We start from the raw sequence: 21,236 nt of genomic DNA, 5'->3' as shown, positions 1-21,236 counted from the left end.
GCGCTTCAGGGCATTCGCCGGCACCGTTGAGAATCCTGTCCCTCTATTCGATGCCGTAAGCCGCCATCTTGGCGTAAAGAGTCCGCCGACCAATGCCCAGAATTTCGGCGGCCTTTGAGCGGTTCCCCGAGGCGGCGGCAAGGGCGCTTCGGATGGTTTGCCGCTCGGCCGCCTCGACAGCGGTTTTGAGGCTGACGGGGTGTTTTGGAACCCTGTCCGCAACACCTCTGCCGGCAGGGGACGGGGATAGGCAGTCGGCGGTGATGGCCGCTCCTTCGGCAAGGAGAACCGAGCGCTCAAGGACATTCTTGAGCTCCCGTATGTTGCCCTTCCAGGGGGCTTCCATGAAGCTCTGGAGCACGAGAGGATCGACCTTGGAAACACGCTTGCCGTACCGGCGATTGAGCTCCCGAACGAAGTTCCTTACGAATGGAATGATATCCTCGCGGCGCTCCCGGAGAGGCGGCAGATAGAGGGGGATCACCGCCAGACGATAATAAAGGTCTTCCCGAAAGCGTCCCGCGGCGACCTCCTGATGAAGGTCCTTGTTCGTGGCCGATATGTAACGGACGTCAATAGCAACAATCTGGTTGCCGCCCACCGGTTTAATCACCAGATCCTGAAGCGCCCGCAGCAGCTTGGTCTGGGTGGCCGCCGTCATCTCCCCGATCTCGTCGAGGAAGATGGTCCCGCCGTCGGCCTCTTCCAGAAGCCCTCGTTTTGGCCGAACCGCACCGGTGAAAGCGCCCTTGACGTGGCCGAAGAGTTCGCTCTCGATGAGGTTTTCCGGAAGAGCGCCACAGTCGATGGTCACGAAAGGTCGTCCGCGCCGTCGGCTCGTCTCGTGGATGCGCCGTGCGAAAACCGACTTTCCCGTGCCCGTCTCTCCCTGGATGAGAACCGGTGCGTCCGAGCCGGATATCTTTTCGATGGTTTGCATCATCTCGAGAATCCGTCGGTTATTTCCGATGACGATGGACCGATCCGCCTCGTCTTCATCGGCGTGGATCCGGCTGAGCTTCCGGTGCAGCTTGCCGAACTCGACGGCTCGGCTCGCAAGGATCGCCAGTTCTCCAGGCTTGAAGGGTTTGGTTACATAATGGAATGCCCCGATCTTGATGGCCTCCACCGCCGTTTCGATGGTGCCGGCACCGGTTATCATGATAAAGGGGAGATCTCGATCCGTCTCCCGGATCATCCGGAGAAGATCGAGCCCGGAAATCCCGTCCAGGGCCTGATCGCACACCACCAGGTCGTAAGTGGTCTGGGAAAGCAGGCGCCAGGCCTCCTCGCCCGACGCTGCCGCCGTAACGGCGTACCCGCGGCGCGAAAAATACCGCGCCAGGAATTGGAGCATCTCGGGCTCATCCTCTACGAAAAGAATCCGGTCACCCATTGTCGCATGCCTTTGCGCCATCCGCTTCCAGCTCCCGTTGGGGGATCCTCACGATCATCCGGGTGCCGCCGGAAGTCCCCGGCTCGCAGCGGATATCCCCCCCGTGCCTCGCCACAATGTTCCGAGCGACAAACAACCCCAGTCCAAACCCTCGCTGTTTACCCCGGGTGAAAAACGGCTCGAATATTCGTTCACGATCCGCTTCGGGGACCCCAATTCCCGAGTCTTCCACCACGGCCGAGACCATTGGTACAAGGCCGGTCCTCTCATTTACCAGCCAGACACGGATCACGCCCTCCCCGTCAATACTCTCGGCGGCATTCAGGAGCAGATTGATGAAGACCTGCTGCAAGCTCCCGGCGTCCCCCTGGACGGGAAATAGACCCGTCGGCAATCCTTTCTGCAGGCGGATTCGCCTGAGCCGCGGCCTGACGAAATGGATACATTCTTCTATGAGCCCCGCAAGGTCGACGACCATCCGACCCGCGAAACCGGTCCCCTCGGGGCTCTGGGAGGCCTGTGCCAGGAGCGTCTCGGTGATACGCCCCGCACGCACGGCATTGCGCCGGATAACGTCGAGACTGTTCCGGATCTCTTCAGGCGAAAGTCCACCGCTCATGAGTTCTTCGGTGTGGGCCAGAACGATGCCGACGGGATTGTTGATTTCATGGGCAACGGAGGCTGCCATTTTCCCGATGGTGGCGAGCCGCTCGGCTTGAATCAGCTCCACCGCCATGCGCTTGCGACGGGTGATGTCCCGGGCGAAGCAACAGGCGAGCGGTTCGTCCGCACTGCCTTGCTGAATGCCGGCTGCCACCATCTCGACATTGATGTTGACGCCCGTCGACGCGATCAGACGGATTTCAGTACCGGCATAGCCGTCCGCGAAGAGCTGGTGGAGAAACCGGTCCACCGACGTCCGGTCCGCCGACGCCGCCAGAGACGGCAGGGCCGTGCAATGAAGCGTCGCTTCGTCCCAGCTGAGCTTTCGTCTCGCGCTCGTGTTGGCAAGCCGGATCTCTCCGGATCCATTGATGACGAAAACCATGTCCGGCGAGGATTCGATAACGTCCCGATACCGTTGTTCGGACACCCCCAGATCCCTGGTGATCCGGACAACCTGACGTTTGAGGGTCTGATTCCAGAGGATGATCCCCCCGATCCCCGCCGCGAAAATACCGATGAAGATCGAGACATAGAGTCGGTAACGTATCCAGAAGAACGCCCAGCTCCAACCGCCAAGCCATTTCTCTTGAACGCGGCCGAGGCTGCCGTCGCTGACGGCCATCCCAAGCCCCATGCTCAGACGTTTCAGAAGAGCCGTGTTCCCTTTGGGGACAATGACGGCAAGGGGAAACTGACCTATGGTGACGCCTGCCTGGCGGACGCGCTTCAGATCGAACTCGTCCGTAAGCGTTTTAACCACCTGCTCGGACAGCCCCACAAATAACTGGGCCTGATTCCCGTCGAGCATTCTGAGGGCCTCGAGAATGTCCCGGGCCTGAACAATATTAACCCCTTCCCGTTGCAACCCCAGATCCATAAAAGGCTGGCCCCGCACCACCACAACGGTTTTACCGGCGAGGTGATGCCGGCGGTCGGGATCAACACCCGCCTGATTGGCGTAGAAAAAACGCTTCACAAAAACACTGATCTCAAGATAATCATAGGCCTGTCGAATCGATTCCGTCAGGACGACACCGCAGACCATGTCGATGCGGTCCTCCGCAAGGGCCGTGAGCAGGTCTTCGGGTTCACCCACCAGAAACCGGGTTTCCTCGTCCATGATCCCACCGAGGGTCTCCATGACGTCGACGCTGTAGCCCCGCACCCGGTCATCTCCTTCACCCTGGTAGCTGAATGGAGGAAAGGCGATGGGCATGCCGACCCGCAAAGCTGAATGGGCCGGACAAATAAGGACGAGAAGGATGCCTGTCATGATGCCGAGCCGATATAACGCCCGCCGCATGACGCGGATCAGGATGAATCGGTTCGAATTGTAGCTGTTCCTGTTGGTTGGCACCCCGTCGATCCCGTCAACTCTCGTCAAATTGAAAAAGGAGAAGAGTGTGCTGAATTCGGCACACTTGCCGTTCTGATGCGCCGAATTCAGCACACTCCTCGTCTTCACGGCATTATTTTAAAACCTACCATAGGCATAACCTTACGTAAATACGGAATTTCATCATTATGGCACATATTTTGTTTTTTGACGATGGACAGGACATGCGGATTGGAGGAACCTGCTCCGATTCAGGATTGCATTATCCAAAAGCACCTCACGTCAAACAGAAGGAGGAAGTTATGAAGTCTACCAAGGTATTTCTGGCAAGCGCCGCCCTGATGCTGGCATCATGGCTCATGTTCACGGGCGTTTCTCAGGCCGAGGAGGCCGGGGCGCCGGAGAAGGTTACAGTGGTCTACGGCGGCTCTTCCTGGCTGGGACATTATCCGGTCTGGGTCGGCGTCGAAAAGGGGATTTTCCAGAAGCACGGACTGGGCGTGCTCTTTCAGAATTTCTACGCCTCTTCGGGGCGAATGGGTTCCCTGGTGGCCGGCGACCTCGACATCGCCTCCACCGGTTCGATCTCGGCCATCGCCCTCATGGCCTCGGGGAGCAAGGGATTCATGACATTCGCCACCCAGGACTCCTACGCAACGGTGGAAGGGCTCATCGCGCGGGAGAATATCAAGACCGTCGCGGATCTCAAAGACAAAAAGGTGGCTGCCCCCTTTGCCTCCAGTGCCCATGTCCTCATCCTGGATCTCCTGGAGCAAAACGGCATCGACCCCGACAAAGACCTCACCCTCATCAACCTCAAGGTCAATGAAATGCCCGCAGCCATGGCATCAGGCGAGATCGACGCCTGTGCCGCGTGGACGCCCCATTTCAACAACCTCCTCAACATGCCCGGCAACCACCTGCTGGCTGACGATACGGCTTTCAGCCTCTACAAGCAGTACAGCCTGGGGCCCGGTCCGGACATCATGGTGGTCCGCCGCGAGTTCGCCGAAAAATACCCCAACACCTGCAAGGCTTTCGTAAAAGGCTATTTCGAAGCGGTGGACCTCCTCATCCGGAATCCCAAGGAATGCGCCGAGGTGCTGGTGAAGCTGACCAACCTCGGCATGGAGGAACAGATGTCGGTTCTCAAGGACATTCAATGGATTCCCGGTGCCGAACAGCGGGCTCTCATGGTCGAACCCGGAAAATTCACCGAAGGTATGCAACGGCTGGCGGAGTTTCTCGTCAAACACAAGCAGATCGATGCCGCACCCGTCGTCAAGGAATGGGTCGCCGCGGATATGATGCCCTGATTAGAGCCGCACCGGCGGGGCGGGACGACACGTCGTCCGCCCCGCATGGAAGGGGGATGTATGACATCGAAATCAAACAGCAATCTGGTATTCGTCAGCCTGGGATCCCTCCTCGTCTTCCTCGGCCTCTGGGAATTCCTCTGCCGTATGGGATTCATCGAACCGCTCTTTATGCCGTCGCCCACCCAGATCCTCGCCCGAGCCGCAAAAATGATCGGGGACGGCAGTCTCGTGCAGCATACCCTGGCCTCGACCCGGCGGGTCATGGTAGGATTTATAGTTTCGAGCCTCGTGGCGATCCCCTTCGGCATCTTCCTGGGATCGTCACGATTTTTCATGGCCGTATTCGATCCGTTCATCTCCCTTTTGCGGCCGCTTCCCTCCATGAGTTGGATTCCCCTCTCCCTGCTCTGGTTGGGCATCACCGAAACCCAGAAATACTCCATCGTCTTCATGGGATCCTTCGCCCCTTCCCTTCTCTATATCATCGAAGCCACCAAGAGCATCGATCCCCTCCTTGTCCGGGCCGCACGCAACCTGGGCGCATCCAACCTGGACGTCATGCGGGAGGTGATTCTGCCGGGTTCCCTGCCCCAGATTATCGCGGGGCTCAAGGTCATGCTGGGGATCGCATGGACCTGCATCATATCGGCGGAATTGGTGGCGGCCCGTGAAGGCCTGGGCTTCATGATCATGAACGGCAAGGAATATTTCCAGACCGACACCGTGCTTCTGGGCATGGTGATGATCAGTATCACGGTTATGATCATCGATGTGCTTTTCCGCAAATTCGAAAGGAGGCTTTTGCCATGGACACGTCAGTAGCGCCATCGGCGAAAACGCCAGAAAACGGCATCACGGCAAACGCCGCTCCCAAAATCTCCGTCAAAGGTGTCACTAAAGTGTTCTCCAGCAAGCGAGGCGAGGTGACGGCGCTGAAAGATCTCTCCCTGGACATCCGGGACGGGGAATTTCTGGTTATCGTCGGGGCTTCGGGGTGCGGCAAGTCGACTCTGCTCAACCTCGTGGCCGGATTCGATAGCGCGACCCATGGGGAAGTGCTCCTGGACGGACGGCCCGTCACCGGGATTACGCCGGAATGCGGCATGATCTTCCAGCAATACGCCCTCTTCCCATGGAAGACGGTCCAGGAGAACGTGGAATTCGGACTCAAAATGAAACGGATGCCCAAATCGGAAAGGGAGGAGCGGGCTGCAAAGTTCATTGAGCTGGTGGGTTTGAACGGTTTTGAGCGAACCTACCCCCACCACCTGTCCGGCGGGATGAAGCAGCGGGTCTCCATCGCCCGCTCCCTGGCCAACGATCCTCAGGTCATGCTCCTGGACGAGCCTTTCGCCGCCCTGGACGCCATGACCCGCCAGGTGCTGCAGGAGCAGTTGGTGCGCATCTACGAGAAGCACCGGAAGACCATCATCTTCATTACCCACTCCATCGACGAGGCACTCCTCCTCTCGTCGCGCATCGTCGTCATGACGGCCCGCCCGGGACGGATCGCCCAGGAGATCACCAACGACCTGCCCCATCCGAGAAACGCCGACGTCCAACTCTCGGAGCGTTACCTGGAGTTGAAGCGCCACATCTGGTCGAGCGTTCAGGCGGAGGTATTGAAAAGCATGGAAGTGGAGACGGGGCAATAAAGCACGATCGGCCTATTCGTTCAGAAGGGCGACGGCCTCGACCTCAACATGGGCGTTCTTGGGGAGACGCGCCACCTCCACACAGGCACGGGCCGGCGGATCGGTGGAAAAGAATTCCCCATACACCTCGTTGATCATGGCGAAATCGTCCATGTTCCTGATGAACAAGGTCGCCTTTACCACCTTGTCAAGGCTGCTGCCCGCGGCGATCAGGATGTTGCCGAGATTGGTCATGGCCTGACGGGTCTCCGTTCGGATATCCGAATCGATCAGGCTGCCGGTTGCGGGGTCCAGGGCGATCTGTCCGGAGACAAAAACGAGAGTGTCGGTTTTGACGGCCTGCGAATAGGGACCGATGGCCTGCGGTGCATCGGAGGTCCTTACGATACTACGCTTGTTTGCGCTCATATTCCGCCTCTTCGGTAATGGTGAACCAGGGGTGGGAGGTCTCCGCGCTTCGGAAACCCACCCACCCTCGATCGGGTCTATACATAGCTCTGGTAATTGGGCTCGTAGACATGGGATTGAATGAAGTCCCGCAGGTCGTCGGGCCTGGGAACACCGGCAAGGCCCTGATCAAAGGCCACCTCGGCTACGGCCGCGGCGATCTTGATCGAGACCTCGCGTATTTTGACCAGTGGGGGATAGATGCTGCCCCGCTCGAAATCCTCCTGCGACACCTCGCCGGCCAACACCCGTGATGCCGTCATGAACATCTCATCGGTGACATGCTTCGCCCGACTGGCGATCACACCGAGGCCGACCCCGGGGAAGATGTAAGCGTTGTTCCCCTGACCCGGCTCGTAGGTGACGCCCCTGAGGTTCACGGGTTCGAAGGGACTGCCCGAGGCAAAGACGGCGCGGCCGTCGGTCCAGGCGTAAGCCTCCAGAGCGGTGCACTCGGCATTGGCCGTCGGGTTGGAGAGGGCAAAGACCAGCGGCCGCTCGTTGCACCGCGCCATCTCCTCCAGAACCGGTTGACTGAAGGCCTTGGCTTGTCCCGACACGCCGACAACGGCGGTGGGCTTGAGGGCCTTGACCGCATCGAGAAAATCGGCCTGGTATTCAAATTCATGGGCATAGGGCACCTTGTGCGCTGCCAGCTTCTGGCGGCTCTTGACAATGAGCCCCTTGGAATCGGTGAACCAACAGCGCTCCCGCGCCTCTTCCTGGGAGAGGCCCTCGTCCATCATGGCTTTCACGATCAGGTCGCCGATGCCGGTCCCGGCTTCCCCGGCGCCAAGAAACAAAATCTTCTGGTCGACCAGTTTTCCGCCGATCATCCGCATGGCTGCATACATGCCGGCGAGGGCGACGCTCGCCGTCCCCTGGATGTCGTCGTTGAATGTGCAGACCCGGTTTCGGTAACGGCCCAGCAGCCGAAAAGCGTTGATGTTGCCAAAATCCTCGAACTGAATCAGGGTATGGTGAAAATTATCCTGGACCGCCATGATGAATTCCTCGATGAGGCTGTCGTATGCCTCCCCGCGGATCCGGTCATGACGCATGCCGAAATAGAGGGGATCGTTTTGAAGTTTGACGTTGTTGGTGCCTACGTCAATGGTCACCGGCAGACACCATGAGGGATGAATCCCCGCGCAGGCCGTATAGAGGGAGAGCTTGCCGACGGGAATCCCCATTCCCGCGACCCCCAGATCGCCCAGCCCCAGAATCCGTTCGCCGTCGGTAATGACAATCACCCGGACGTCCTTATTGGGCCAGTTCTTGAGAATCCTGGAGAATTTACCTTTGTTCCGGGACGAAACAAAAATCCCTTTGGGGCGTCGGAAAATGTGAACATATTCCTGGCAAGCCAAGCCGACGGTAGGGGTGTAGATAATGGGCATCATCTCCTCGAGATAGTCGGCAAGTACTCGATAATAGAGGGTTTGGTTGCGATCCTGAAGGGCCGCGAGAAAGATATATTTTTCCAGATCGGAGGTTTTTCTTCGGTAATTGCCCATGGCCCTCAGGACCTGCTCGGACATGGTATTGATGCCCGGCGGCAGCAGCCCCCAAAGTCCGAGGGCATCCCGCTCTTCACGGGTAAACGCGGTTCCCTTGTTGAGGGCGGGATCGTAGAGGTAGTTGATGTTGGAGGGCGTGTTCGGGTAAGTGAGCCGGGAATTCAGATCATGCGCCATTGTCGATCTCCTTGACGGGTTATCAATCGCTTTCAAACAAACCGCCGCCGCCGGCGGCGAGGCCGACATCTTGTGTGTCCGCCTTAAGTTTATGACAAAAAAAGTTTTGATGATATCCCACGAAGATCTCTTTGTAAAGACCGATCTTTTTCACTGCCAATATCGCAACTGACGTCGGATAACTACCAGGATTCCGCAAATCCTCTGAGGCCGTCCATGTAAAGTTGCCCACAGGCAACGAAAAGCGGCAGCGAGGTCGACAGCAAGGGCAGACGGCATTCCGCGGCCGCATCGATGACGCCCCGATCAACCCGCCTTCCCCTCACGAATACGATACACCCCACTTCGGCGATAATGCCGAGCCTGACCACCTCCGAAGTGGTCAGGCCGGTCAGCAGTACGCAATCCTTGTCCGCCGATTTCAGAATTTCGGCCACCAGTTCCCCACCACAGGCCGACCAGATGCTTCGGTCCTGAAAAGCCTCACCCGTGAGATAACGGGCCTCCAACAATTCCTGGATTCTTGAAATTTTCACGGCTCGATGTCCTTGTCATTCCGGCATCACGTCGGCGGGGGCTCCGGGCGTCGGCATCAAGGGGTTGCGACGATCTTGTCCTGATCCAGGTGAAAGCGAACGGGTCCCCGATAGTTTTGAGTTCCGAAGCGGGCATGAAGCGCGCATTCGGATGTCGGGTTCGACCAGGAGGTGGCGATGGCCACGTGGCCTTTGGGAAATGCCGTCACCTCCGCCGGGATATAGTCCAGGGGTGCCAGCGCGGTTTCCTTCTCCACCAGGTCGTCCTTTTCACCGTAGCAGATCAGCCAGGGAATGTCCTTTTCCTGGATTCGCCCGAAGTTGAGCGGTCTGCCGAATAGCTTGACGGGCAAGGTGCCGTCGGCGGTAACCGGAATGTTGTAGGAATCGAAGCTCATGCGGGTGACGGCCAGGGGAAGATCGCACCGCTCGTTTTGAAGCCAGTAGTTGATGGCTGCCGCCGTCTTGCTGATCTTCGGCGGCCGGCCGGCTCTCGGGTTGAACATCATGAGGTCTCGCAGGAAGGCGACCACCGGGAACTCGGCCTCGATGCTCTTGAGTTTATACACCCATCCCATGAGGGTTCCATCCCCCACCTTGTTGCCGTTCGGCAGTTTTTTAGTGCCATACATCAGATCGTTGAACCGTTTGGGAAGATTGCCGAAAAAAGCCTCGAATCCCCGACTCCGGGTTCCGTCCATGGGAGAAACGCAGGTGATGAGCGTGTCCACGACGCCGTCCAGTTCGCCGGAGAGCAGACTGCAAACCGCCATGTAGCCGCCCTGGCAGTAGCCGTTCAACGTCACCGGTTTACCGTGGGCCGCCATGATCCTTTCACAAAAAATTCGCGTGTCTCGGGCGTCATCTTCTCCGGTGGCGAGTTGGACGGCCGGCGTCACCGCGATATCCTTCATGATACGGATATAGGTTGGGATTCCCACGTTGGCAAAGCAATGGGCATAGCTGCGATTTTCCCGGGGCAGGAATCCCAGGATATTGGCGCCCAGTACATAGGGGGGCAGAATCAGAATCGGCTTTCCGTCACGCCGTATCTCCGTATGAGGATCTATGGGCAGGATCTGGTAAAGGATAAACCGGTCGGTTTCCGCAACCTTGACATTCTCCCCCCGCTCGAACCCGAATCCATATTCGGATTCGATGTCCCGGATCGCCTGCGGATAGCCCTTGACCAGCATCTCCGACATTATGGCCTGCCGCTCCGTGAATGCGAGAATGTCTCCGCCGTTGCCGTCCCAGTCGAAGACGGTGCCGAACAGGGCATCCATGGCCTTTTTCAGCTCCATGTTGCTGAAATCGCTCATGGCTTTCATGCTTGAAATGATGGCCCTGCTGCTCACGTCGCTGTTGAATTGCATGAGCTCCGCATAGGACATGAGGCCCTCCATCGGATCGGTCTTCGTCATTTTTTCTCTCTCGGCTTCGGTGAAATAGCTGGTCGCGAGAATATAAGGCACCATGAATTCGTTCATGTATCTGCAAAATCCGCTCATGCAATTTCCAGCGGATAGGGTCTGATTGTACATTGCTTTGAATAATGACAAATATTTTTCCATCAGATCAGATTTCCTTCTTCCAAGAATTCATTTTTGTCTACATCCCGCCAAGCGCCGCAACAGACCCTCGGAACCCTCTCATTCTTCATAGGATCCGCTTTGAATGTTGGGTCCCATTTTAAATGCCGATCCGGAGCCATGCGTTTTGATCCGGCACTCCCATGGCGGGCGCCTTTCAGGATTCGATAAAGTATGCAGCAAAATCCAGCAGTGTCAACTTTTATTTTGCGATGCATCATTTTACATTAGTCCGAACCCATGACCGGCTCAACTCATTTTAGTGATATATATAATTTTAACATATAATTGAATCATTAATTCTCCTGCATAACTCTCCAGACAACAAAAATTCAAAACTTTTTGCGTCGCATCATTTTGTTTCAGGCGCCGGCACAGAATCAACCTTTGCCGCCGCCTGTCTGATCCGACCCCGGACAAAACAGGTTGGCTGCCCGCAACGGTGGGAAAGCGCATCATGCGCCAGACATTCCTTGCAGACCGATGGGTAAAATAATGTAAATGCCCGGCAAGACCTTATGTATTGGCTATGGAAGGTACCGCCGGCCGAAAGCCGTGCCTTGGGCCGACAGGGGGGTCCGACGTTCCCGGGGATAGATGGAATGCTGAAGACGCCGATTATATCAGGGCCCAACTTTCGACTTTCACAGGCCGTATCCTCCCGGCACCGCTATCCGGTCATCATCATGAAAGTCGAAAGTTGAGATCAGGATATTTTTATCTGATCATAAACCCGCCGCCGCGGATGAAATACACACTTGAGGGTATTCCAGCGAAATGAAAACCCGCTTAGACTGAATTCAATGATCATGCGGAGACCGATCCAAAACCCTTTCCGCCATCGTGCCGACGACTTCTCCGCCTGCCGAAAGGAGGACGTGTATGACCATCAATTCAAAGCAGTTGGACCGCTCATCCCCAACCACATCCTTCGCCTCCTGCGGACACCAGAGACTCATTCTCCTGCCGAAGTCCGGCCATCGCCTGCGGTGTTGCCGTTGCAAAAAAATTCTCCCCCCGGAAACTTCCCGTCTACGCTTCTGCCCCAGCTGCTATGCGACTGACGGCTTCCGACAATATACGTTTATGGAGACCAATATCATAGACGTCTCATTTGCGCGTTACCGTTGCGAAGACTGCGGCATGATGATCCACGCCCGATAGGCCAGGCCGCCGTCAGGCCTTCAATTGTCGTTGAAACCGGTGGTGGGATATGTTAACGGATAAACTATTCCACCGCTGCTGGGAAACAGGGTCCTCCTCGACCGAGACCCCGCCAACCCGGAGTGAAAATGACGGGGAGGTATCTGGACGTCCGACTACAGGGCGAAACATTACAACAAATGAGAAGAATTGCCAAATTTGCCATCCTCGCGCTCGCCTGCGTCGGGCTGATCGTTCTGGGTCTGCGCTATGTCATTTTCAAAGACGCCCCCCTTGAAACCACCGAAATCGTCCTTTACGGCAATGTCGACATCCGGGAAGTCGAACTGGCCTTCAACGGGAATGAGCGGATTGCCGACATCCGTGTCGAGGAAGGACAATCGGTCCGGAAAGGGGATCTGCTGGCGAGACTCGAAAGCCGACGACTGCAGCTCGCCGTCGACCGGAGCGCAGCCCGGGCGGCGGCACAGGTCAACACTGTCGAGAAGCTGCTGGCAGGCAGCCGGAAAGAAGAAATTTTTCAGGCCCGGGCCCAGGCCGAGGCCATTCGGCAGCGGGCCGAGAGTGCCAGACGCACCTACGAACGGCTCCGCCCCCTGGCCGACGAGAATCTGGCTTCCCGGGACAGGGTCGACACCGCAAAAGCGCTGGCCGACAGCGAACATGCAAGCCTCGAGGCGGCTGTTGAACGTCAGAATCTTGCGGAACGAGGGCCTCGCAGGGAAGACATTGCCGCGGCCCAGGCCACGCTCAAGGTTCTCCAGGCGGAGTTGGAGATCGCCCGCCGGAATCTCATGGACGCCGAGCTTTTTGCCTCCGATGACGGCGTCATCCGAAACCGCATTCTCGAGCCCGGCGACATGGCCTCGCCCGGACGCCCCGTGCTGACCCTGGCCCTGAACGACCCTGTGTGGGTTCGGGCCTATGTCTCCGAAACCGACCTCGGCAGGATCCATCCGGGCCAGACGGCCGTCATCAGGACCGACAGCTTTCCCGACAAGATCTATCCGGCATGGATCGGTTATATTTCCCCTACCGCGGAATTCACCCCCAAGACGGTGGAGACCACCGAGGTCCGCTCCCATCTCGTCTACCAGGTCCGGGTCTTCGCCTGCAACCCTCAAAACGAACTTCGCCTCGGCATGCCGGCCACCGTCACCATTTCCCTGAACGCTCATCCCGAGGCCGGGAACGATCCGCCCCCCTGCCCGGGACGGGATGAACCGTAATGCCGGCTTCCGATGAAATCCTCGGTCCCGCGATGCCGGCGGACGGCAGCCCTTTCGTCATTTTTGCGGAGAACCTTCAGAAAAGTTTTGCCGCCGGGAAAAAACGCGTCAAAGCCCTCGACAAGGTCACCATCCGGGTACGCACGGGAGGCGTCACCTGCCTCATCGGCCCCGACGGCGCCGGAAAGACCACCTTTATGCGGACGGCCGCGGGTCTGCTCAAGGTGGACGGCGGTCAAATGACGGTTTGCGGCATCGATGCGGCAAAGGATCCCCTGGCCGTTCAGGACCGGATCGGTTACATGCCCCAGCAGTTCGGCCTGTATGAAGAGCTGAGTGTACAGGAAAACCTGGATCTGTACGCCGATCTCCAGGGCGTACCCCCGACCGCAAGGCCCGGAATCTATGCCGAACTGATGCAAATGACCCGCCTCGGGAATTTCACCGACCGCCTGGCGGGTCGTCTCTCGGGAGGCATGAAACAGAAGCTGGGGTTGGCCTGCACACTGGTCAAGCCGCCGCGTCTCCTGCTTCTGGACGAGCCCACCGTAGGCGTGGACCCGGTATCCCGCAGGGAACTGTGGGCCATCGTGACGCGGCTTGTCAGTGAATCGGGAATCAGTGTTCTCCTGAGCACCGCCTATCTCGACGAGGCGGAGAGATGCGACGCGGTGGTGATCCTTCACGAAGGACAGGTTCTCGATGAAGGCCGCCCCGAGGATTTCGCCCGGCGCCTCACCGGACGCACCTTCCGGGTCCAGGTCCCTCCAACCGCGAAACGCCGTGTTCAGGCGGCTCTTGCCGGCCGGAAGGGCATCATCGATACGGTCATCCAGGGAGACGCCGTGCGCGTCGTCATCGCGGGAAACCGCGGCGAAAGCGCGTCGCCCGCCCGGGAGTCATTCCGGACAGGCATACCCGCTCCCGACACTCTGATCCGCGACATCCCCGACGCCGCCGTTGAACCCGTGCCGCCCCGGTTCGAGGACAGTTATATCGCGCGCCTCAAGGAAACAGGGGCCGGCGGGCAAGGCTTCGAAATCGAAATCCCGGCCTCCGAAAACCGGGAGAATGACACGCAACCCGTTATCCGGGTCGACCGCCTGCAACGTCGGTTCGGGAGCTTTTACGCAGTCCGGGACGTGAGTTTCGAGGTCCATTCCGGGGAGGTGTTCGGGCTCCTGGGCGCCAACGGCGCCGGAAAGACCACGACATTCCGCATGCTGTGCGGGCTTCTGCCGGCAAGCGACGGAGAGATGCGGGTCGCCGGCCTGGACCTGCGGAGAGCGACGGCCAGAACCCGTGCCAGAATCGGATACATGGCCCAGAAGTTTTCCCTGTACCGCAACCTGAGCGTGCGTCAAAACCTGCGATTTTTCAGCAGCGTCTACAATCTCCGAGGTCGTGAGCGAAATCTCCGAATCCAGTGGGCCCTTGACCGGTTTGACCTTTCGGGGATGGCGGATGTCGCCGGCGATGCGCTTTCCCTGGGGTACAAGCAGCGACTCGCCCTCGCCTGCGCGCTCATGCACGAACCGGAGATCCTCTTTCTGGACGAACCGACCTCCGGCGTCGACCCCATGGCCCGGCGGGAGTTCTGGTCTCACATCAACGTATTGGCACGGAGCGGCGTCACCCTGATGGTAACGACCCATTTCATGGAAGAAGCGGAATACTGCGACCGGCTTGCCATCATGGCGGCCGGACGAATCCTGGCCGTCGGAACCCCCACCGAGATCAAGGCCCGGGCCGCCTTGCACCTCGGCGCCCCGTCGGGGACCCTTGAAGAGGCCTTCATCGCCCTCATCGAGACCGAGGCGGATAACGCGGAATGAGGCCTTCACCGGACCGCCGGACATCTGAACCCCCCCGGCGCCGCATCGTCGGCATGCGCCGGTTGCGGGGTATGATCCGCAAGGAATTTCTGCAGATCCTTCGGGACCCCAGCAGTATCGCCATCGCCTTTCTGCTGCCGGTACTTCTCCTTCTGATCCATGGGTACGGCGTTTCCCTGGACGCCACCAACGTACCCATCGCCTTTGTCGCCGAATCACCGAGCGCCGAAGCCGTCTCACTGGGGGAGGCGTTTGCCGAATCGCCCTATTTCAACGTTCGGAAGCTCCGGACCATGCAGGACGCCGTGACCGCGCTCACCACCCACCAGGTCAACGGCATCGTCCGGGTGCGGGACAATTTTTCGGGCATTCTCGATCCCTCCCGACAAGCGCCCATACCCATCCAGGTCATCCTCAACGGCGTGGATGCCAACACGGCCCGGCTGGTGTCCGGCTACGCGGACGGCGTGTGGGCGCTTTGGCTCCAGGACCGGGTCCGGCAGGCCGGCGGAGAGATCCGGCCGCCCGTGGAACTCGTCAGTCGAATCTGGTACAACAGCGAAATGCGGAGCCGGAATTTTTTGGTGCCGGGACTGATCGCGGTGAACATGACCCTCATCGGCGCCCTGCTGACGGCCATGGTCATGGCCCGGGAATGGGAGCGGGGAACCCTCGAGGCGCTCATGGTCACGCCCGTCTCCATCCTCGAAATTCTGCTCGGAAAGCTCATTCCCTATTTCATCATGGGGATGGGCGGCATGGCCCTCTCGGTCATCATGGCGGTGGGGGTCTTCGCGGTGCCGCTCCGAGGCTCACTGGGCGTCCTGGTCCTGACGTCGTCCGTCTTTCTCCTGGTCTCTTTGGGTATCGGGCTGTTAATCTCCATCGTCGCGAGGAACCAGTTCGTCGCCGGGCAGATCGCCATCATCGTGACGTTCCTGCCGGCATTTCTCCTCTCCGGATACATCTTCGACATCGCCGGCATGCCTCGAGCGGTGCAGATCGTCACCCATGCCGTCGCGGCCCGGTATTTCATCGCCATTCTCCAGTCGAGCTTTCTGGCCGGCGACATCCCGGCCGTAATCGGTCCCAACCTCGCGGCCCTCGTTGTCATGGCGGTCTTCTTCCTGACCCTGTGCGGCCTCAAGTCCAAGAAACGATTGGATTAGAGAGGTCAGGGTATGATTCACCGCATTGCCGCACTGATCGTCAAAGAGTTTCTGGCCCTCTTCCGCGACAAACGGAGTCGTCTCACCGTTGTGGTTCCTCCCATCATCCAGCTTTTCGTGTTCAGCTATGCGGCCACCTACGATCTCGAAAAAGTGCCCTACGCGGTTTACAATGAGGACCCCGGCGCCTTCTCCCGCGCGTTGACGGCACGACTGGAGGGATCGCCCCATTTCAGAAAGGTGGCGGTGATCACCCGGGAAGCCGAAATCGCACCCTTGGTGGACGCCCGACAGGCGCTTCTGGTGATCCACGTGGACCGCCGCTTCAGCCGGGACATCCTGAAAGGTCGGTCGGGGAAGATCCAGGTCATTCTCGACGGCCGCAATTCCAACACGGCCATGATCGCCCTCAACTACATTCGAACCGTAGTCACGGCCTACGGCGACGAACTCGTCCGGACCGCCGGCATCAGGGCATTCCCCGCCGTTCTCGAGACCCGGACATGGTACAACCCCAACCTGGAGAGCCGCTGGTTCATCGTTCCCGGGATCCTCGGCATCATCACCCTCCTCGTCACCCTGATCACGACAGCCCTTTCGGTGGCGCGGGAGCGGGAGCAGGGCACCTTTGACCAGCTCCTGGTGACCCCGCTCCGGCCGGTGGAGATCCTGATCGGGAAATCGATCCCCGGATGCGTCATCGGGCTGGCGGAGGGAACGGTTTGCCTGTTGGCGGCCGCCCTCTGGTTCAAGGTGCCTCTCCGGGGGAACCTCCTCATGCTCTACGGCGGACTCGGCCTTTTTCTGTTGTCGGCAGTGGGCGTGGGACTTCTGATCTCATCGCTGTCGGTCACCCAGCAGCAGGGGCTTCTGGGCGTTTTTCTCTTCATGGTGCCGGCCGTGATTCTATCGGGTTTCACCACCCCCATCGGCAACATGCCGGTTCCGGTTCAGCACCTCACCCGCCTCAATCCCGTTCGGTATTTCATGGTGGTGCTCCGGGGCGTGTTCCTGGAAGACGCCCCGCCGTCCGTTTTTTTCGCCCAATTCTGGCCCATGGCCCTCATCGCCCTGGCAACCCTGAGCCTCGCCGGATGGCTTTTCCGGCACAGAATCGACTGACCGAAAGGAAGGCCCGATTTGGAAACCCATCAAGGAGACCGCCACCGCAGCCCCCTGAGAACATCGATTGTCCGCCTTGCCGGCAGCGCACGCGCAAGCACCGTGCTGCTGGTCCTTCTGATCGCCCTCCTCCCGACCGGGAAGGCCCTGGGCCGGGAAGCGCTGCTCGGGCTTCGGGATGCCGTCGCCACAGGACTTCGACAGAATCTGGACCTCGAAATCCAGCGTCTCGACATCCCCTTGAAGCGGCAGGACGTGATCTCGAACGAAGCGGTTTTCGATCCGGCCGTCGAAGCCGCTCTCTCGGCTGCGGATCAAAAATTACTGACAGGCGTCATCCTATACGGCGACGAAACTCAGCACACCCGCGAAATCAGCGCCGGCATAGGCATCCTGAAGCGGTTTACCACCGGACTCCAGTCCCGCCTTGCCTTTGAAACCCTTCGGGTCGAGGACAATTTTCTCGCCGACGCCCTCGACCCCAAATACCGGAACCTCATCGTCCTCCAGCTGACCCAGCCCCTCCTCCGGGATTTCGGCACCGATGTCAATACGGCGGCGGTTCAGGTGTCGAAAAATCGCGTAGAACTGTCGGTTGCGGACTATATGGCCCGCAGCCAGATGCTTGCCGGAGAGATCGAACGGATCTACCTCGACCTGGCCGGCGCCCTCGCCGTTCTCGAATTCCGCATTCAGTCCCGGGAACTGGCGGAGACACTGGCGGCAGGCAACCAGCGACGGCTCGCCCGCGGCATGATCTCCGTCACCGAGGTGGACGAGGCCCGTACCGCCGTCGTCGATCGGGACGAAGCCGTGATCCGGGCCCGTCAACAAGTGGAAACGCTTGAGAACCAACTCAAGGACCTTTTGGCGATCGCGCCTGCCGATCCGCTTTATGACGCGGATATCCGGACCCCGCCCATCCCCGCCACAGTTCTGCCCGGCCCCGAAAGAAATGCGGCCCTCGAAACCGCTCTGAACAAGCGCCCCGACTTGAAAGGCATTCGCATCGCCCGAGAGAACACAGAGATTCTGACCGACTACTACCGGAATCAGAAAAAGCCCCAGGTGGATCTGGTGGCCTCGGCAGGGGCCAACGGCCTGTCAGGACACGACCGCCCGGTGGCGATCCTCGGCGGGCCGCACACCTCCTCCCTCACCGGGGATTACGGGGACGCCTTCACCAGTCTCTTCCGGGACGGCGGCTACCAGTTGTCGGCGGAGCTCCGATTCCACTATCCCCTCGGCAACCGGGCCGCCAGGGCCCAGTACCGGAAAAACCGCATCGAGCAGCGCAAAATCGAGCTGTTGATCGATCGGACGAAGCGTCGGATCGACACCGAAATTCAAAACGCCCTGGTAATCGTGGATCGGAGCCTGGAGCGGGTTCAGGCAGGAGAGCGCTTTGTGGGGCTTTCGGCAAAAACCCTGGACCAGGAGACAACCCGCCTCAACAGCGGCCTCTCCGACACCTTCCGCGTCCTCGACTACCAGGAAAAGCAGGTGTCGGCCCGGATCCGGCACGTCATGGCCCTCACCGACTACCGGAAAGGGTTGGCCCGGCTCCACCAGGCCATGGGCACCAACCTGGAACGCTACGACATCCTGGTTTCAGTGGACAAATCGGCGTTGGGCTTACCGGAGGACTGAGTGCCGGCACCGCCGGGTCCGATGAAACAGGTCGTGACAAATTCCAGAAGCACCTGATTGAACCTTTCGGGATCGCTCAGGTACGAAGCATGGGTGCCCCCGGGAATGACGATCTTCCGCCCATTGGGCACGGAGGCCGTCAGAAAATCGGCGTTCTCCATGGGAACGAGATCGTCCTTTTCACCCCACAGGGCAAGGACCGGAAAGGTCAGACGCTGCAGATACGCCTGGTATTTGCGGATTCCCCGGGAGGCCGCGGACACGAAGCCCCTGACCCGATCCGGACGCTCCAGAAGAAGTGGGAATGCGTACCATCCGCTGAACGAGGCCGCAACAATCACTGCAGCCTTTATCTCCAGCGCATCCAGGATAGAACCCAGGATCCGGTCCTCCCGTTTTTCGCTCGGCGCCGACTGTCCGTATCCCGGCAGATCGACGGCCACCGCACGAAAACCAGCCTCGCCCAGAGCGGTGATCGTCCCGGTTTTACGCCACGTGTCGGCGCTGAAACTCTTGCCGTGCAACAGGACAATGGTATCGGCGGACGCACCCGCCGACAGAAAGTGAACAGCCTTTCCCTCAACCGGTATGACATGGGATTCGATATTCATGGCGACAGTCCTTTCTTTGACATTGACAATCGGATTCGGCCGGATAGGCCTTCGGCGGCGGAATACGGCATGATTTTAATTCCCCTCCCGCATATAATGACTATAATATATATTTCAGGAGAAAACCAATCTTTGGACCGGGGGCGGAGCCCCCATTACCCGGGAGGTTTGCTATGAGTCATATCGCCGTCATTATGGATGAATGGTTTGAGGATTCCGAATACACCGAACCGGCCGAAGCCTTCAAGGCCGCAGGTCATCGCCTCACCGTCGTCGGCCTTGAAGCCGGCAACACGGTAAGAGGAAAAAAGGAAAACACACCGGTCGTTATCGATCTTGCCGTCGGAAAGGCCCGCGTGGACGATTTTGACGCACTGCTCATCCCCGGCGGCTATTCGCCGGACAAATTGAGGGCGCATGAGGCCCCGGTGGAATTCGTCAAAGAATTCGTGAACAGCGGGAAACCCGTATTCTCCATCTGCCACGGCCCCCAGATCCTCATCACGGCGGACGTGGTGAAGGGCCGGAAGATGACAGGCTGGAAATCCATCGCCCAGGACATTCGGAACGCCGGCGCCGAATTCCTGGACCAGGCAGTCGTGGTGGACGGCAACCTGGTCAGCAGCCGCTTCCCCGGCGACATCCCGGCGTTTATCGAGGCGTCGCTGAAGATGCTCTCCTAGATTTCACGCTTCGCGGACAGCCGGCGCCATGAACTCCGGCCCGACGGGATCCGTGATGGTCTGATTCAGGATCTTCCGGATCTGCCGCCTGCCGTAATCACCAATGACCCATCCGACGGCGTCCCTGACCGGCGTGATCTGTTCCGGACGGCGGGCGCCCCATACGGCGATCTCCGCCCCCTGGTCCAGGACCCACCGGACGGCCATCGGCAGTAGACCCCGATTGTAGCGGTCCCGGGCGAGTTCCGCCAGTTTTTCCGCCGCCGCAAGATATTGCCGGAAACGGTCCCCCTGGAACTTGGGGTCATGATTCCTGAGATCATCGCCCGCAAAAGCCCTGTCCGAACGCATGACCCCGGATAGGAGGCCCCGGCAGAGCACGCCATAGGCCATCAGTGCAATGTTGCGGTCCCTGCAGTACGCCGTCTCAGCCGCCTCGATGCCGCGTTCGAAAAGGTTGTACGGCAACTGGGAGAGATGAAGCGGTGAAAATTTCTCGAACTCGGCCATCTGGTCGGATGAATAATTGCTCACCCCGACCGCCCTGATCTTTCCCTCGTAAAAGAGCTCCTTCATCGCCTCGGCGGTCTCTTCCGCCGGAACCCGCGGATCGGGCCAGTGAACAAAATAGATGTCGATGTAATCGGTCTGAAGGCGCCGGAGGGAATCCTCCAGGTCTTTTTTGATTCGGCCGCGGGTCGCATCGCGGAACACGCCGCGATCGTCCCACGCGAGGCAGGCCTTGGTGGAGATGAAAATGTTCCGACGGTTGTTGTACTCATGGAGCGCCTTGCCCACGATCTCTTCCGACCGTCCAAACCCATACACCGGCGCGGTGTCGATCAGGTTGATACCCTCTTCGAGAGCGGCGTGAATGGTCTGAACGGATGTCTTTTCGTCGGTTCCGCCCCACATCCAGCCGCCTATGGCCCACGTGCCCAGGGCGATGCGCGAAACGCGCATATCCGTTCCCGGCAAAGTCGTATACTCCATAGAAAATCCTCCTTTTTGCTTGTCGTGAGAGCGTGTCCTCTGTTTAGCATATGGCATACCTTCCAATGCCGCAACGCTCCCCTCACTAAATATTGGCCGAATCCGGCGCCGGATCAAATGGGGGAAATCCAGTATT

The 21,236-nt window shown here is 59.2% G+C and carries 17 protein-coding genes; 9 read left to right on the top strand and 8 right to left on the bottom strand.

Annotated elements, in window-relative coordinates; all coding sequences use genetic code 11:
• Positions 1 to 43: 43 nt before the first annotated feature.
• The gene (locus dmul_RS03610) at positions 44 to 1,417 is read right to left on the bottom strand and encodes a sigma-54-dependent transcriptional regulator (RefSeq protein WP_020877380.1); all 1,374 of its coding nucleotides are present in this window, start codon (positions 1,415 to 1,417) and stop codon (positions 44 to 46) included.
• Positions 1,389 to 3,512, bottom strand: coding sequence for an ATP-binding protein (locus dmul_RS03605; protein ID WP_020877381.1), 2,124 nt, complete (start codon positions 3,510 to 3,512; stop codon positions 1,389 to 1,391). Before dmul_RS03605 ends, dmul_RS03610 begins: the two co-directional genes overlap by 29 nt.
• 188 nt (positions 3,513 to 3,700) lie before the next feature.
• Between dmul_RS03605 and dmul_RS03600 the strand changes: the two genes are divergently transcribed.
• Genes dmul_RS03600 through dmul_RS03590 form a run of 3 tightly spaced genes read left to right on the top strand, consistent with a single transcriptional unit; the run spans position 3,701 to position 6,372 of the window.
• Positions 3,701 to 4,714, top strand: a complete 1,014-nt coding sequence (locus tag dmul_RS03600; RefSeq protein ID WP_020877382.1) for an ABC transporter substrate-binding protein — start codon at positions 3,701 to 3,703, stop codon at positions 4,712 to 4,714.
• Between the two features lie 60 nt (positions 4,715 to 4,774).
• Positions 4,775 to 5,539: an ABC transporter permease gene (locus tag dmul_RS03595; protein WP_020877383.1), complete on the top strand. Its 765-nt coding sequence runs from the start codon at positions 4,775 to 4,777 to the stop codon at positions 5,537 to 5,539.
• Positions 5,524 to 6,372: an ABC transporter ATP-binding protein gene (locus dmul_RS03590; protein WP_020877384.1), complete on the top strand. Its 849-nt coding sequence runs from the start codon at positions 5,524 to 5,526 to the stop codon at positions 6,370 to 6,372. The genes dmul_RS03595 and dmul_RS03590 overlap by 16 nt, the downstream gene beginning before the upstream one ends.
• A 12-nt stretch (positions 6,373 to 6,384) precedes the next feature.
• Here the strand turns inward: dmul_RS03590 and dmul_RS03585 are convergent, their stop codons facing one another.
• The 4 genes from dmul_RS03585 to dmul_RS03570 all read right to left on the bottom strand — a co-directional run bounded on the left by dmul_RS03585 (position 6,385) and on the right by dmul_RS03570 (position 10,563).
• On the bottom strand, positions 6,385 to 6,780 hold the full coding sequence (locus dmul_RS03585) for a RidA family protein (protein ID WP_020877385.1): 396 nt from the start codon (positions 6,778 to 6,780) through the stop codon (positions 6,385 to 6,387).
• A 77-nt stretch (positions 6,781 to 6,857) separates the two neighbouring features.
• Positions 6,858 to 8,516 carry an NAD-dependent malic enzyme gene (locus tag dmul_RS03580; protein WP_020877386.1) on the bottom strand — a complete coding sequence of 553 codons (1,659 nt, stop codon included), beginning with the start codon at positions 8,514 to 8,516 and terminating at the stop codon, positions 6,858 to 6,860.
• Between the two features lie 182 nt (positions 8,517 to 8,698).
• Positions 8,699 to 9,052 carry a DRTGG domain protein gene (locus dmul_RS03575; protein ID WP_020877387.1) on the bottom strand — a complete coding sequence of 118 codons (354 nt, stop codon included), beginning with the start codon at positions 9,050 to 9,052 and terminating at the stop codon, positions 8,699 to 8,701.
• 56 nt (positions 9,053 to 9,108) lie between these two features.
• Positions 9,109 to 10,563 carry a metal transporter gene (locus tag dmul_RS03570; protein WP_144016565.1) on the bottom strand — a complete coding sequence of 485 codons (1,455 nt, stop codon included), beginning with the start codon at positions 10,561 to 10,563 and terminating at the stop codon, positions 9,109 to 9,111.
• 1,373 nt (positions 10,564 to 11,936) lie between these two features.
• Here dmul_RS03570 and dmul_RS03560 point away from each other — a divergent pair.
• Genes dmul_RS03560 through dmul_RS03540 form a run of 5 tightly spaced genes read left to right on the top strand, consistent with a single transcriptional unit; the run spans position 11,937 to position 18,813 of the window.
• On the top strand, positions 11,937 to 13,037 hold the full coding sequence (locus dmul_RS03560) for an HlyD family secretion protein (protein ID WP_020877390.1): 1,101 nt from the start codon (positions 11,937 to 11,939) through the stop codon (positions 13,035 to 13,037).
• Positions 13,037 to 14,872: an ATP-binding cassette domain-containing protein gene (locus tag dmul_RS03555; RefSeq protein WP_020877391.1), complete on the top strand. Its 1,836-nt coding sequence runs from the start codon at positions 13,037 to 13,039 to the stop codon at positions 14,870 to 14,872. Before dmul_RS03560 ends, dmul_RS03555 begins: the two co-directional genes overlap by 1 nt.
• Entirely contained in the window at positions 14,869 to 16,041 is a 1,173-nt protein-coding gene (locus tag dmul_RS03550) for an ABC transporter permease (RefSeq protein WP_020877392.1), read from the top strand. Before dmul_RS03555 ends, dmul_RS03550 begins: the two co-directional genes overlap by 4 nt.
• A 12-nt stretch (positions 16,042 to 16,053) precedes the next feature.
• Positions 16,054 to 17,163, top strand: coding sequence for an ABC transporter permease (locus dmul_RS03545; protein ID WP_020877393.1), 1,110 nt, complete (start codon positions 16,054 to 16,056; stop codon positions 17,161 to 17,163).
• A gap of 18 nt (positions 17,164 to 17,181) precedes the next feature.
• Positions 17,182 to 18,813, top strand: coding sequence for a TolC family protein (locus dmul_RS03540; protein ID WP_020877394.1), 1,632 nt, complete (start codon positions 17,182 to 17,184; stop codon positions 18,811 to 18,813).
• Here dmul_RS03540 and dmul_RS03535 read toward each other — a convergent pair.
• Positions 18,759 to 19,424: an alpha/beta fold hydrolase gene (locus dmul_RS03535; protein WP_020877395.1), complete on the bottom strand. Its 666-nt coding sequence runs from the start codon at positions 19,422 to 19,424 to the stop codon at positions 18,759 to 18,761. The genes dmul_RS03540 and dmul_RS03535 overlap by 55 nt on opposite strands.
• A 173-nt stretch (positions 19,425 to 19,597) precedes the next feature.
• Here dmul_RS03535 and dmul_RS03530 point away from each other — a divergent pair, with 173 nt between their 5' ends.
• On the top strand, positions 19,598 to 20,107 hold the full coding sequence (locus dmul_RS03530; RefSeq protein WP_020877396.1) for a type 1 glutamine amidotransferase domain-containing protein: 510 nt from the start codon (positions 19,598 to 19,600) through the stop codon (positions 20,105 to 20,107).
• A gap of 3 nt (positions 20,108 to 20,110) precedes the next feature.
• Here dmul_RS03530 and dmul_RS03525 read toward each other — a convergent pair whose 3' ends face one another.
• A complete protein-coding gene (locus dmul_RS03525) occupies positions 20,111 to 21,100 on the bottom strand; it encodes an aldo/keto reductase (protein WP_020877397.1) in 990 nt (329 codons plus the stop codon).
• Positions 21,101 to 21,236 lie beyond the last annotated feature (136 nt).

Origin of the sequence: Desulfococcus multivorans, assembly GCF_001854245.1 — a bacterium.
In the GTDB taxonomy this organism is placed as follows: Bacteria; Desulfobacterota; Desulfobacteria; order Desulfobacterales; family Desulfococcaceae; genus Desulfococcus; species Desulfococcus multivorans.
Note: the sequence above shows the minus strand (reverse complement) of the source record. Positions and strands in the feature narration are given on the sequence as shown.